This is a genomic window from Paraburkholderia humisilvae, assembly GCF_902859855.1.
GTDB lineage: Bacteria > Pseudomonadota > Gammaproteobacteria > Burkholderiales > Burkholderiaceae > Paraburkholderia > Paraburkholderia humisilvae.
The window spans coordinates 33,022-46,632 of the sequence record NZ_CADIKH010000050.1 but is presented as its reverse complement, the minus strand read 5'-3'; the positions used below and the strand labels follow the sequence as shown (position 1 = coordinate 46,632).

General features: G+C 64.1%; 15 protein-coding genes. 6 read left to right on the top strand and 9 right to left on the bottom strand.

What is annotated here, in order from left to right; translation table 11 throughout:
* On the top strand, window positions 1-135 hold a 135-nt coding region (locus HV796_RS45945; protein ID WP_175231986.1), incomplete at its 5' end, for an AAA-associated domain-containing protein.
* Window positions 136-168: 33 nt separating this feature from the next.
* Here the strand turns inward: HV796_RS45945 and HV796_RS32430 are convergent.
* The 3 genes from HV796_RS32430 to HV796_RS32420 form a co-directional block, all read right to left on the bottom strand.
* Window positions 169-783, bottom strand: coding sequence for a hypothetical protein (locus HV796_RS32430; protein ID WP_246356150.1), 615 nt, complete (start codon window positions 781-783; stop codon window positions 169-171).
* Window positions 780-1,340 (bottom strand): hypothetical protein, encoded by a 561-nt coding sequence (locus HV796_RS32425; protein WP_175231985.1) that lies wholly within the window; start codon window positions 1,338-1,340, stop codon window positions 780-782. The genes HV796_RS32430 and HV796_RS32425 overlap by 4 nt, the downstream gene beginning before the upstream one ends.
* Before the next feature lie 218 nt (window positions 1,341-1,558).
* Window positions 1,559-2,629, bottom strand: coding sequence for a sigma-54 interaction domain-containing protein (locus tag HV796_RS32420; protein WP_175231984.1), 1,071 nt, complete (start codon window positions 2,627-2,629; stop codon window positions 1,559-1,561).
* 435 nt (window positions 2,630-3,064) lie between these two features.
* Here HV796_RS32420 and HV796_RS32415 point away from each other — a divergent pair, with 435 nt between their 5' ends.
* The 5 genes from HV796_RS32415 (at window position 3,065) to otsA (ending at window position 7,847) form a co-directional block, all read left to right on the top strand.
* Window positions 3,065-3,382: an ElaB/YgaM/YqjD family protein gene (locus HV796_RS32415; RefSeq protein ID WP_175231983.1), complete on the top strand. Its 318-nt coding sequence runs from the start codon at window positions 3,065-3,067 to the stop codon at window positions 3,380-3,382.
* A 66-nt stretch (window positions 3,383-3,448) separates the two neighbouring features.
* The gene (locus tag HV796_RS32410; RefSeq protein ID WP_175231982.1) at window positions 3,449-3,706 is read left to right on the top strand and encodes a hypothetical protein; all 258 of its coding nucleotides are present in this window, start codon (window positions 3,449-3,451) and stop codon (window positions 3,704-3,706) included.
* Between the two features lie 485 nt (window positions 3,707-4,191).
* On the top strand, window positions 4,192-5,598 hold the full coding sequence (locus tag HV796_RS32405) for a sigma-54-dependent transcriptional regulator (protein ID WP_175231981.1): 1,407 nt from the start codon (window positions 4,192-4,194) through the stop codon (window positions 5,596-5,598).
* 430 nt (window positions 5,599-6,028) lie between these two features.
* Window positions 6,029-6,241, top strand: coding sequence for a hypothetical protein (locus HV796_RS32400; RefSeq protein WP_175231980.1), 213 nt, complete (start codon window positions 6,029-6,031; stop codon window positions 6,239-6,241).
* A gap of 184 nt (window positions 6,242-6,425) precedes the next feature.
* Window positions 6,426-7,847, top strand: coding sequence for an alpha,alpha-trehalose-phosphate synthase (UDP-forming) (gene otsA, locus HV796_RS32395; RefSeq protein WP_175231979.1), 1,422 nt, complete (start codon window positions 6,426-6,428; stop codon window positions 7,845-7,847).
* 118 nt (window positions 7,848-7,965) lie between these two features.
* Here otsA and HV796_RS32390 read toward each other — a convergent pair whose 3' ends face one another.
* From HV796_RS32390 to HV796_RS32365, 6 genes are all read right to left on the bottom strand, one after another.
* On the bottom strand, window positions 7,966-8,547 hold the full coding sequence (locus tag HV796_RS32390; RefSeq protein ID WP_175231978.1) for a DUF2273 domain-containing protein: 582 nt from the start codon (window positions 8,545-8,547) through the stop codon (window positions 7,966-7,968).
* 217 nt (window positions 8,548-8,764) lie between these two features.
* Window positions 8,765-10,204 (bottom strand): MFS transporter, encoded by a 1,440-nt coding sequence (locus HV796_RS32385; RefSeq protein ID WP_175231977.1) that lies wholly within the window; start codon window positions 10,202-10,204, stop codon window positions 8,765-8,767.
* 208 nt (window positions 10,205-10,412) lie between these two features.
* Window positions 10,413-10,916, bottom strand: a complete 504-nt coding sequence (locus tag HV796_RS32380; protein WP_175231976.1) for a YbhB/YbcL family Raf kinase inhibitor-like protein — start codon at window positions 10,914-10,916, stop codon at window positions 10,413-10,415.
* Between the two features lie 193 nt (window positions 10,917-11,109).
* Window positions 11,110-11,556 (bottom strand): very short patch repair endonuclease, encoded by a 447-nt coding sequence (locus tag HV796_RS32375; protein ID WP_175231975.1) that lies wholly within the window; start codon window positions 11,554-11,556, stop codon window positions 11,110-11,112.
* Complete coding sequence (gene dcm / locus HV796_RS32370) at window positions 11,556-12,917, bottom strand: DNA (cytosine-5-)-methyltransferase (protein WP_175231974.1); 1,362 nt, start codon at window positions 12,915-12,917, stop codon at window positions 11,556-11,558. The genes HV796_RS32375 and dcm overlap by 1 nt, the downstream gene beginning before the upstream one ends.
* 129 nt (window positions 12,918-13,046) lie before the next feature.
* Window positions 13,047-13,379 (bottom strand): hypothetical protein, encoded by a 333-nt coding sequence (locus tag HV796_RS32365; protein WP_175231973.1) that lies wholly within the window; start codon window positions 13,377-13,379, stop codon window positions 13,047-13,049.
* Window positions 13,380-13,611: the final 232 nt, after the last annotated feature.

The following is a 13,611-nucleotide window of genomic DNA, read 5'->3' as shown; positions in this document are numbered from 1 at the left end:
GAGCTGGAGGATTTCCTCTCGGATAGCGCCGCGGAGGAGACGCTCGATGCGGTGATCAACTGGGGGCGTTACGGCGAGATCTTTTCGTATAACGACCAGTCGGAGATATTCAGCCTCGAGGACGTCGAGTCCTGATCAGGTCGGGCACCCAGCGCGCATGGCCGAAGTCTATTGCAGGTTGCCCCACCGATCGACCGCGGGTTCCGCCGACGCCCATTTCCACCAGCGCCTGTCTTGCTGCAACTGACACGCGGCAGCGGTATACCAGTGTTCCGGCGCGTTGGCTTCATCGCTGTCGGCCACCGAGAACACGAATTCCTTGCAGTCCGCCAGCGCCGACGAGAATGCACGCGTGACGCGCACCTGCCCATGGCCGTTTTCGATCGGCAGCGTGTGCTTGACGTTCCATGGCCGCGTGTCGCCTACCTTCATCGTGCCGACCAGCGCTGCGATGACGTTCTGCTGATCGGTATGCATCACGCGGTAATAACGATTGACGGTTTCGGTCGTCGCGGCTTGCACCGCGATGCCCACGCCGATACCGATTGCCGGATTCGCCGTCACGATGCCGGTTGCGGCGCCCGCGGCCGCCCCGCCCGCCGCGCCGAGCGAAGTGGAACTGCACCCGCTCGTGAGCGTGCCGGTGCCCGCGCACAGTGCCACTGCGAACGCGACGCGCCATCCATGCCGCCATGAACGCAGCGGTGCAGCCGGCCGCCCGCCGACATCATCGCGGTCATCCCGCCCATCATGGTCTTTCAGCCTGTCCGCGCGCGCATTCATTGCAATGCACCCCAGCGTTCAGTGGCCGGTTCGGCCGACGCCCAGCGCCACGCATTGCCGTCGCGGCAGATCGAAGCGACATAAAACGCGCTCGATGCAGGCGTAGTCTGCGTCGCCGACCGGTCGACCGAAAAGACGATTTCCTTGCAATCGAGTGCGCCGCTGCTGATCACGCGGCTGACCGTGACGCGGCCGTGTTCGTCGTCCTCGAGCGGCACCGAATGCGTGACGTTCCACTGCGCGACGCCACCGACCTCGAGCGGCCCCGCGACATGCGCGATGCCGTCCTGTGTATTGCGATGGATCACGCGTTCCGAATACTGAACGCCGGCGTGTGCCGCCGCGACAACCCCGAGGCCAATGCCGGTCGCCACGGCCGCGTTGTTCGTGAGCGAGCCGGCGATGGCCGCGCCGGCGATACCGGCGCCCGTTGTCGCGCTTTCGGAGTAGAGGGAAGAGCAGCCGTTCAATACGGTCGCAACTGCGGTGACGACGAGCGCGGCCAATAGCGCGCGCGGACGCGGCGCCGGTAAGGCGCCGGAGATGACTTTTTGCATTCCTTGTTCTTGCTCCTGCTCGCCCGTCGCGCCGCTTCAGGAGGCAGCCGCCGCGGGTCGGACCACATGTCTGTCAAGCAGGAGGATTGTGCAGCACGCCATTTGTCATTGGCACAGAAAAAATGCAAGCAATTGCAAAAGCTGATGCGTGTGCCGTGCCTTTCTGTTTATGTGCGCGGCGCCTGCCACGCGCTCGCAGCCATCACGCCACCACGCCATCACGTGGCGCTGTCGTCCTGGCTTGCGTCTTCTTCGTCGCCGTAGGTGCTCAGCCGGTTATATAACGTCTTCAGGCTGACGCCGAGCGCCTTCGCGGCACGCCGCTTGTCGCCTCCGCAGTACTTCAGCGTGCCGAGGATGATCTGCTTCTGCGCGTCGGCGAGCGGCGTGCCGATCCACACGCTCATCGAGTCGCCGAGCGTGACGGGCTTTTTCACACGCGACATCAGATGCGGGTGCGGCAGCTCAACTGACTTCTCGGCAAGGATGAATGCGCGATACACCGCGTTCTTCAACTCGCGCACGTTGCCGGGCCATGACCAGGTGCGCAGTGTCTCCATCGAGCGCTTGCTGAATACCTTGTTCGTGCCTTCCTGCTGATTCAACGCGGTGAGGAAATGTTGGGCGAGCAGTTCGCGGTCGCCTTCGCGTTCGCGCAACGGCGGTGCGCGCAGAGGAAACACCGCGAGCCGGTACATCAGGTCTTCGCGCAGTCCGTTTTCCTTAACCGCGACAGCAGGGTCGCGATTGGTCGCGGCGATCACGCGTACGTCGCTGTGAATCAGCTCAGTGCCGCCGACGCGAAAAAACGTGCCGGTCTCGAGCGCGCGCAGCAGCTTCACCTGGCGCACCGGCGACATCTCGGTGACTTCGTCGAGGAACAGCGTTCCGCCATTCGCGTGCTCGAAGTAGCCGATGCGCCCTTGAACGGCGCCCGTGAAACTGCCTTTCTCGTGGCCGAACAGTTCGGCTTCGATCAACTCGTCCGGAATCGCGCCGCAATTGACCGCGACGAACGCGCGATCGTGGCGCGAACTATGTTCGTGAATCGTGCGGGCGATCAGCTCCTTGCCCGTGCCGGATTCGCCGATGATGAGCGCAGTCGCGTCGGTCGCGGCCACACGCGCGATCTGCTCATAAAGATCGAGCATCACGGGGGATGAGCCGTACAGCGTCCCATACGACTTCAGTCCTGCGACGCCTTCGGCGCCGCGCTGTTTCGCCTGTGACGTTGCGCTGCCGCCGGCGGGAGTGCCGACGGCGGGCGAGTCCAGATCGGTTGACGCCATAACCAGGGTGTCCTGTGCAAATGCGGTTCGAGGATGTGATGGCGCAGGCCGCGAGCACGCGGACTGACCTGGGCTGAATGCGCCGGGTGCGATCCGTTATCTCGCAAAAACCAATTTAACCACTGGCGCGCGGTGCCCGGCAAGGCGCTTGCATCTATCGTGCTCTTATGCGAAGAGCGGAAAAAAGTTCGCGGTGCGCGGCAGCCGGCAACATTGACGCGCATCTTGCGAGGAACTTCGACATGGTGCCGTGTATCGACACATTTGCACAGGATTGTCGGGTATGGCTGTTGCGTCGACTGTCGGGTGGCGTACGAAAGCAATGGCCGAACGCGTCCATGGAATGAAAAACACGCAATCGGCACCGCAGGGCGGTGCCATCTATCGATGCAGGAATCGACGAAACAACGATCGTCAAAACACACGGAGATCGCGATGACAGCCACCACCGAACAGTTCGCCCTCGGCAAGCAGAAAATCGTCGAGGACCTGAGCGTATTGTTGACGGATTCAGAGGAAATGCTGAGGCTCGCCACGGCGCTGCCTGGCGAAGGCGTCGATGCGCTGCGCGAACGCTTGCGTGCGCATGTCGATACGCTGCGGGCAGCGCTGGCCGATGCACAAGTTGCCGCGCAGCGCGGTTATCGCAGCGTGACCGTGCAAACCGAACGATACGTCCGGCACAACCCGTGGCAGGCACTTGGCGCTGCCGCCGGCGTCGGCTTTCTGCTCGGCGTGCTGGTCGCGCGCTGAAGGCCGCGCGAACGCGGCGACGAAACTTGCTTGTTTGCGACGATTCTTATCATCGAGGAGGTCAATATGGCTCGACCCAGAATCGGGATCTTGGGCGCGGTGTTCGCGATCGGCGGCATGCTCGCATTGCGTTGGACACAGAAACGCCGTATGGCGCAGGCGATGGCCGCGCGCGATCTGACGCGTTGGGAAGGCGAGGGCGGTTCGATCGCCGAAGCGGAAACTGTGCAGCCCGCGACCCTGCCAGGCGGCACCCATGCGCGCGTAGGCAATGGCGCCGATCATGCCGCAGCGGGCGGCGCGTGGCCGTTTCCGCGTAGCTGACGCAGGTTGCGAGCCGCGGCGCGGCGTGGCCCGTCGGTTCGCGCTTCGCGTCCACGTAAGCGCCGCTCGAAACCCGCGCGAAACCGCTCGACGCGAGCGACCGTCGCGGGCAGCCACGCCGGTACGGCGTGACCGACGGCGGCAGGCGAGTGCCTGGCTAAAACAGGCGCATCCAGTATGGATTTTCGGGATATGACCGTATAATGGGTAAATCGACAACAATGAGCCGTTTTATCCCATCGGTTGGCGGCAATTGTTGCGATATTGCATTAAATTGGTAAATTTTTCATAGGCGGCCGATCAAACCGGCCGTTTCGCACATAGCATTGATGTAAGCTCGCGACCGTTCACGGTGGCGGGGCAGGCGCGTGGCCGGACCGGTTGCCGGTTGCGGTTTTTGGCCCGGTTCGGGTCGTGCGCCGTGCACCGCGCCGTGTGGCCGTTCGCGCCATCGATCACCCGCCTCTTTAGGTTTCGGAAACGCGATGCCACATGCACTGATTGTCGATGACGATCCGGGTACGCGCGAAGCGCTAGCCGCGATCATTACCGAAGACGGACTGACCACGGCGACCGCAGGCGATCTGCGCGAGGCCCGCATTCAGCTGGTCCGGCAAATGCCGGACGTTGTATTCACCGATCTGAAACTGCCGGACGGCACGGGCGTCGATCTGTTCGAGGATCTCGATCCACGCTCCGGCGTCGAATTCATCGTGATCACCGGCCATGCGACCGTCGAGTCCGCGGTGAGCGCGCTGAAGATGGGCGCGGCCGACTACCTCGTCAAGCCGATCAACATGCAGCGCGTGAAGGCGATTCTGAACCGCCTGCCGCGCGCGGGCGATCTGAAAGCCGAAATCGGCACGCTGCGCGGCGAGTTGCGCCGCATGGGCCGCTTCGGCCTGATGCTCGGCAATTCGGCGGCGATCCAGCAGGTGTATGACCAGATCAGCCGCGTGGCGCCCACGGCGGCATCGGTGATGCTGGTCGGCGAATCCGGCACCGGTAAGGAAGTGGCCGCGCAGACGCTGCACCAGCTGAGCCTGCGTCGCAAGCACGCATTTCTCGCGGTGAATTGCGGCGCGATTTCGCCAAATCTGATCGAGTCCGAGATGTTTGGTCACGAGCGCGGCTCGTTTACCGGCGCGGATCGCCAGCACAAAGGCTATTTCGAACGCGCGAACGGCGGCACGCTGTTTCTCGATGAAATCACCGAGATGCCGATCGAGCTGCAGGTCAAGCTGTTGCGCGTGCTCGAAACCGGCATGTTCATGCGCGTGGGCACGACCAAGGAGATTGAGACCGATGTGCGGTTGATCGCCGCGACCAATCGCGATCCGGAGCAGGCGGTGCTCGAAGGCAAGCTGCGTCTGGATCTGTATCACCGTCTAAATGTGTTTCCGATCAGCTTGCCGCCGCTGCGCGAGCGCGGCAAGGACGTCGAACTGCTCGCGCAAGCGTTCCTCGATGAACTCAATGAGCAGCACGGCACGCGCAAGCACTTTCCGCCGGCGGTCAAAGACATGCTGCTGTCGTATCCGTGGCCGGGCAACGTGCGCGAACTGAAGAACTACGTGCAGCGCGCTCATATCATGTCGGGCTCGGACTCGGACAGCACGGCGACGGTGCCGCTGCAGATCACGCTGTCGAAGTCGACCGCGGGCACCGCGATCACGATACCGTTCGGTACGTCGCTGGCCGAAGCGGACCGTCAACTGATTCTCGCGACGCTCGAACAGTGCGGCGGCGTTAAGACGCGCGCAGCGGAGATTCTCGGCATCAGTCTGAAGACGCTGTACAACCGGCTCGTCGAATACGGCAACGACGCGGGCCGTGGCGACGAGAACGACGGCGCTGAAGAACCGCGGGCGTTGGGCAAGGCGGACGCATAACCATCGGTCAAAAACGGCACAGCCTTTGCTGCGTTCCGATCGACGTGAACGAGGAGGCTCTCATGCCGCAACGCGACAGTGTCGCTGTATCAATCCTGCTGCAGGCCTCGCAGGCGCCATACGGATATCGGGCGATGACTTCGCTGCATCGTCCGGAGCCGACTGACCCACCCGGACCGGATGAACCCGACGAAGGCGACGACGACGCACCGCCGGACCCTGACCGCATGCCGGGGGAACCGATTCCTCTGCCGATTGGCGATCCTCCGCCGGTCCACCCGCCGCAGAGCGCCCGGTCACGTTGCGGTTGGCCAAGTTGATGTACTCGTTACAAAACCAACGAACTTTTTACCGGCAATTTAGGTTGCCGAGTTCTAGACTTTGGTGATGCCACCGTCTCGGTGGCGGCCTTCCCCTGGAGGCATCGATCATGAGACACCCCGCCTTGCGGCGCTCCGCGCGCCACTCGAAGCGCGAACCGCGCCCCGGCAGTGCTCCCGCCAGCTCGCCCAATGCCCCGGACCCGGCGGCGCAAAATCGCGCCGCCCCCGATGCTCCGCCCGACGGGGATCACAACCAGGGGGGCATACGCAAGGAAGACCTCGACTACCAGCGCGATCTCGGCACCGAGCAGGACGCCTGAGTTCTCCCGATCGATGTGCCGGTGGAGGAAAATGCTCCGCGTGACTTCGTGCGTGGGTGTTTTTACTCGTTTGTCACATTTGCATACATTTTTGTGTTCCGGAATGTCGCAATGCGGCATGGCTTTTGCGTGCACTGTTTCGGCGCAAGTCGCATGGAACGTCAACTGAATGAGGGGGAGTTGTATGAGCCGATTGATCGTAGTGTCGAACCGGGTCGCACCGACGCAGGAAGGCCGGCCCGCCGCGGGTGGTCTTGCGATCGGCGTACTGGATGCGCTGAAAGAGACCGGCGGCGTCTGGTTCGGCTGGAGCGGGGAGATAGCGGGTGAACCGTCCGCGCCTGTGATCGAGAAACAGGGCAACGTGACCTACGCGACCGTGGCGCTCTCCAAGCGTGACTACGACCAGTACTATCGCGGCTTTTCGAATGCGACGCTGTGGCCGACCTTTCACTATCGCAACGACCTGTCGCGCTATGACCGTCAGGAATACGCCGGCTATCTGCGGGTGAATGCGTCGCTCGCCAGGCAGTTGAAGGAGATGCTCCGGCCCGACGACATCATCTGGGTGCACGACTATCACATGCTGCCGTTTGCGCGCTGCCTGCGCGAACTGGGCGTGAAGAACCCGATCGGTTTTTTCCTGCATATTCCATTTCCGGTGCCTCAGGTGCTGCTGACCGTGCCGCCGCACGAAGAACTCGTGCGCGATATGTGCAGCTACGACGTCGTGGGCTTTCAGACCGACGCGGACCGGCAGTCGTTCGTCGACTACATTGAGCGCGGCCGCCACGGCGCCGCGAGCGATGACTGCATGGTTCACGCGTACAACCGTTTCCTGAAGGTGGGCGCGTATCCGATCGGTATCTATCCGGACGCGATCGCCAAAGCATCGGTGCAGTTCACCGACCGCAAACCGGTGAAGAGCCTGCGCGATGCGATGCGCAACCGCAAGCTGATCATGAGCGTCGACCGGCTCGACTATTCGAAGGGGCTGGTCGAACGTTTCCAGGCGTTCGAGCGTCTGCTGCTCAATGCACCCGGCTGGCACGGCCGCGTGTCGCTCGTGCAGATCGCGCCGCCGACGCGCTCGGACGTGCAGACGTACCAGCGCATCCGCCAGACCCTCGAAGGCGAGGCGGGGCGCATCAACGGCCGTTTCGCGCAGCTCGACTGGACGCCGATCCAGTACCTGAACCGCAAGTACGAACGCAATCTGCTGATGGCGCTGTTCCGTCAGTCGCAGGTCGGCTATGTGACGCCGCTGCGCGACGGCATGAATCTCGTGGCAAAGGAATACGTCGCGTCGCAGGATCCCGCCGATCCGGGCGTGCTTGTGCTGTCGCAGTTTGCGGGCGCGGCCGAGCAATTGCCCGGTGCGCTGGTCGTCAATCCGTTCGACCTGTCGCAGATGGCCGAGGCGCTCGAGCGCGCGCTATCGATGCCGCTCGCCGAACGGCAGGCGCGCCATGCGGACATGATGGCGCCGCTGCGCGAGAACAATCTGTCGGTCTGGCGCGATACGTTCCTCGCCGATTTGCGGCATGTCGCGACCGCGTCGTCGGTGACCGAAAAAGCGGTAAAGCGCGCTGACGTGACGGCCTAGCGGCCGGCCGTCACGTCGCCGCGCGTGTATTGTGTCGCGCGCGCGTGCCGATTCGCTCAATACGCGATGACCCACGGCAGCCGAAGGGCTGCCGTTTCTATTTGCGAGCCGCCCGTCGTCAGGCCTGCTGCTGATTCAGTTCGGTCAGCAGGTCGGGCGTGCTGCGCGGATCGAAATCGGCCCAACGGCCTTGCTGCCAGTGCCCGCTCGCGCGTTCGATGTCGGCGCCGCCCGCTGCGCGCAGCACCTGCGCCGCTTCGAGCTGGTTTTCCGGCGTCACATGCACCGCTACCAGCACGCCCGACGCGCGCAATTCACGGTGAACCCGCTCATGATGGACGCGCGGTCCACTGCGCGCCTGAATCATCGCGCCGACTTTGGCGCCGATATACGCGCCAACGCCCGCAGCAATGACAACCACCGGTAATGAAGCCGCAAAGCCCGTGAAAATCGCCACGCCGATGATCGCACCCACCACTGCACCGTATGTCGCGCCGTGATGCGCGGGATGCGACAGCGGCGAGAGCAGGCTGGCGGTGGTGGGCGGCGTTTCGTCGAGCGGATGCAGCGCGTGCTGGCCGCGCGGATTGACGAAGAACAGCGTGACGTCCTCGCCGACGAAGCCGCGTTCGAACAACTGTTGCGCGGCGGATTCAGCAGCAGGGAAGGTCGTGAAACGTCCAGCGACGATGAGTGACATGGTGCCCCCTATCGTATGAACCAGACCAGAGCGTCCGGCACATCACGCGCCGGACATCAGCTTGGACAGGTTCGACGGCGGCGAGTGCGATTCACGCGTGATCACGCACGATATCGTGCGGGCTCATCGGTCACGCGGAAGATTGACGCTGGTGGCGCACGCTGCGGCGCCGCCAGCGCAAACGCGTGCGCGCGCCGCGGGCAACGACGCGTGCAAGTTATGCGGACGCAGTCTTGCCCGTTTGCGTCACGCGCAGCGAACTGACGACTGCCGCCACCGCGGCAAAGCACGCGGCGACATATAGCGCGACCACCGGCCCGTGCTGCGGCACGACACCGAAGATCAGCGCGACGAGCGCGGCGCCCAATGTCTGCCCGGTCAGACGCGCGGTGCCGAGCATGCCGCTCGCGCCGCCGCTGCGCGAGCGTGGCGCCGACGCGAGAATCGTCCGATTGTTCGGCGACTGGAAGATGCCGAAGCCCGCGCCGCACAACGCCATTCGCCAGCCGATATCGAACGGCTGAGGATGCGAGCCGAGCGTCGCAAGCAGCAGCAGACCGCAGGTCAGCACCGCGAGACCGATGCCGCCGAGCAGACCGGCCGACATTCGGTCCGACAGCACGCCGGATATCGGCGCGGCGACGATGATCACGAGCGGCCAGGGCGTCATCAGAAGACCGGTCTGCACTTGCGACAAGCCGAGTGCGTTCTGCATCAGGAACGGCAGTGACACGAACGACAGCATTTGCGCGCAAAACGAGCAGACCGACGTGCCGATCGACAGCGCGAACAGCGGGTTGCGTAGCAGGTCGACCGGCAGCAGCGGCGCGGGTTGTGTCAACTGGCGCCGCACGAAGAAGTAGCCGATCGCGAGCGCCGCGAGCGCTTCGAGCACGACATAGGCGACCCGCTGGCCATGCCCGAGCCCGTCGACCGCGAAGATCAGCAGACCGAACACGAACGCGTTCAGCACGGCGCTGACGTAGTCGTACGGCGAGTCATGGCGCACGTTGCCGGGCAGCGCCTTGATGCCGATCACAAACGCGGCGATGCCAATCGGCACATTGATCGCGAACAGCCATTGCCATGATGCGACCGATAGCACGCCCGCCGCGACAGTCGGCCCGACCGCCGACGACACCGCGACCACCATCGCGTTGATTGAAATGCCGCGGCCCAGCGACGCGGGTGGATAGATCATCCGTACGAGCGCGGTGTTCACGCTCATGATGCCCGCGGCGCCGAAGCCTTGGATCACGCGCGCCAGGGCGAGCGTGGGCAGCGAGTCGGCGAGTGCGCAGCCGAGCGATGCGATCGTGAACAAAACCAGCCCGCCCTGATAGACGCGCCGGTAACCGATCCGGTCGCCGAGCGACGAGAGCGGCAGCAGTGAGATCGTGACCGCCAGTTGATACGCATTAACCACCCAGATCGAACTGGCCGCGCTCGCATGCAGGTAGCGGGCGATGGTCGGCAGCGCAACGTTCGCGATCGCGCTGTCGAGCACCGACACCGAAATACCGAACGCGACGACGAGGATCGCCCAATAACGTTGCGGCAAGGGCAGGCCCTGTTCGTTGTCTTGCGCGGTGCGGCCGCGCGAAGCGGGAGTATCGGCAGAGGGGGATCGGGTGTCGCGGGAAGGGTGTGCTCGCATCGACGGGGGCGGTGTTGCGATCGGGTTTGGCTTGATGGCCTCGCGGCCGCTCAAAGAGGATGAATCGGGACGAGGCCGTTGATGATATTGATGAGCCGGCCTCCCGGTGAATATCACGCGCGCGTCGTTCGTTCGCACCGTCGGTCAATGCGATGCGGATCGCGCTGCGCGCCGCCCGTGTTCGTCTGACGGTGGACGTGCACGCGTGTTACTTCAGTTCATAGAGTCCTGTATAGGTCGCCGAGTCGAGGTCGTTCTGATGCATGATGAGGCGCACCACCGCGTTGGACGTGTCCGGTGTAACCGGCAGTTGAGGCGCGCTCAATGCATGCAGCCTGAAGATAAACCGATGCGGCTTGTCGCCACGCATCGGCGCCGCGCCGCCGTAGCCTTGCGTGCCATAGTCGTTGCGCACCTGCACGGCGCCGTGCGGCAACAGACTGCCGTCCGCCTTGCCCGCGTTGCGTGGCAGTCCGCGCGCGTCCACCGGCAGGTTGACCACCACCCAGTGCCAGAAGCCGCTGCCGGTCAGCGCGTCGGGATCGTAGACGGTCAGCGCAAGGCTTTGCGCATCCTCGGGCGGCGCTTCCCACTGCAGCGCGGGGGAGATGTTTTCGCCGTCGACGCCGAACGATTTGTCGTTGAACTCCGATGCTTTCGGCATGAAGCCGTTGGCGGGAAAGTCATCCGACCAGATTCGGAAATCAGCCATCGCATGCCTCTTTCAAGTAGGTTCGGGAGAGGGACGGGCTCTCTCGGGCGGGCCCCGGCTAGTCAATCGAGTTTATCACCGCGCGCTGACGCGTTTGGGCGTCGCAATACGTGGCGGTGCGCCTGAAGACCCTCAATGGCCCACTCGCGATACGCGATGTAGCGCGCGTGCATGATGGCGTCGCGGCGCGCGGTCATGCGCGTTCGTCGAGCGTCGGGGCGTCGCTTTGCAGCCAGTCGACGAGCCGTTGCAATACCCCGTCAAGGTCCCGGTTCGCGCCTCGCAACGCGCATTCCCAGACCGTCGCGACGCGCCAGCCCCGCTCGCGCAGCGCGGCAGTCACCTTCGCATCGTTGCTGCGGTTGCGGCCGATTTTTTCGCGCCAGAAGTCGACGCGCGTTTGCGGCCACTTGAACAGATGACAATCGTGGCCGTGCCAGAAACAGCCATGCACGAAGACGACCGCGTGATAGCGCGGCAGCACGATGTCGGGGCGGCCGGGCAGGTCGCGCACATCGAGGCGAAAGCGAAAGCCGCGCCGGTGCAGCAGGCTGCGAATCAGGATTTCGGGTTTCGTATTGCGGCCGCGAATGCCGGACATCATCCGGCTGCGCGTCGCCGCATCGACGATGTCGACCATCAGGCCACCTGTGCTTGCGCCGGTAGTGGTCTTCCATTGAGCGCGCGGAGCGGACCGCGCTCGCGCAACGCGTGCACATGCGGCAGCATGATGCGGGCGACCTCGCGCATCACCGGCATCACGACGCTATTGCCGAACTGCCGGTACGCCTGGGTATCGCTGACTGAAATGCGGAACGTGTCAGGAAAACCCATCAGCCGCGCGCACTCGCGCGGCGTGAGCCGGCGCGGCCGCGCGCCGTCGCCCTGATGCACGAGAATTTCCGAGCCGTCCTTGTGATAACGCGCGGACAGGGTGCGCGTCACGCTATGGGCAAATGCGAGGCCGTAGCCGAAACCGTTGCCTGCCGCGCGATGCTTTTCCGCATAGCCCTGCAGGTAGGCCCACAGTTTGGGGGTCAGCGTGTACTTCGATTGCACTGTGCGCGCGCGATGATCGAAAAAGCGGTCGCCGTCCCACGGCAGAACCGGCTCGCTGCCGTCGCCGCGGTGCAGGATCGAGGCGAGTCGCGGACCTTGCGCCGGCAAGCGCAAGTCATCCCACGAAAAGGATGTCGCACCGCGAAAACCGACGATGATGATGCGCTCGCGATGCTGCGGCGTGAAATGCTGGCCGTCGATCACCCGATAGTGCACTTCGTAGCCGAGCTCGTCGCGCAACGTCTGCAGGATCACATCGAAGGTACGGCCCTTGTCGTGCGACAACAGGTTCTTCACGTTTTCGAGCAGGAAGGCGGCGGGCCGGCGTGCGGCGATGATGCGTGCGACGTCGAAGAAAAGCGTGCCTTGAGTCGTGCATTCGAAGCCATGCGGGCGGCCGAGCGCGTTCTTCTTGCTGACACCCGCGATCGAGAAAGGCTGGCACGGGAAACCGGCGAGCAGGACGTCGTGATCGGGCACGGCGTCCACGGGGAATGACACGATGTCGCCGATCAACGTGTGAGCGGACGGCGTCGAGATTGCGGCCGAGGGGACGGCGCCGATGGCGATGCCGGCGGCGACGCTTTCACCGAAGTTCTCACCGAAGTTCTCACGATAGGTTTTCTGCGAAAACGGATTCCATTCGCTCGTCAACACGCACGTTCCACCGTGCGCTTCGAAACCCATCCGGATGCCGCCGATGCCGGCGAACAGGTCGACAAAGCTGAAGCGCGGCGCGGCATCGCGATACAGGACGTTGACGGTCCCGCTCGCTTGCAGCAGCGCCTGCAACGTGGGCGCCATGCGCGCGGGGCAGGGCGTTTCTCCCTTTTCCCAGCGTCGCACCGTCTTGATGTCCTTGCCGACGTGCGCGGCGATTTCTCGTTGCGTAAAGCGGATGCGCGCCTGTTTCAACAGGTCAAGCGGTGAGGCCTGGGTCACAGGATGTCCTTGCTGGGTATTTTTGCGGACATTATCACGTATCGCGCGCCCCATTTACGCCGATGGCGCTTCGGCGCGACAACCTGTCGACGGCGGCCTGGTGGTGCTGCGGCGGGTGTGCTAGTGACGTCAGCGGCTGCGACGCGCGCCATCGCGAGGGGTCGCGCGGGATTGCGCCGGCGGTGCGCTCGACAGGTTGTTAGCTGCGCTGGTCGTCGGCCTGCTGGCCGGGTTCACCATAGGCAGCGGCCGTAGCTCGGACGCAGCGAGCTGTTCGAGCTGCGACAGCAGGCTGTCGATCGCGCAAAGCTGCGGTCTGGTCAGATGATCGCGCGCGAGCAGTTCGTTCAGACGTTTGCGCCAGTAGGCCGCTGGCAGGATCGCGCCGCCAAAGTCGCCTTGCATCGATGGCCGCATCACGCGGCCGATATGCGCGATGTCCTGGTCGATGAGCGTCGACATCGAGAATCCGGACGGGGTGTGCGGGTGGCGGTCCATAGGCCGTAGTAACGGCGCGGACGCAAGAAACTTTAGCGAGGTTTGCGAAGAATTTTCGCCTGTGCGCGCGGCTCGGGCGCGGTGTTCGGCCCGGTTGGATAAAAGACCAACACGCAGCGGTTTGCCGATCGGGTCAGGTCAGAACGAGCGCGAGACCACATGACACGACGATCAGCATCAGGCCCGCAGCAAGTGC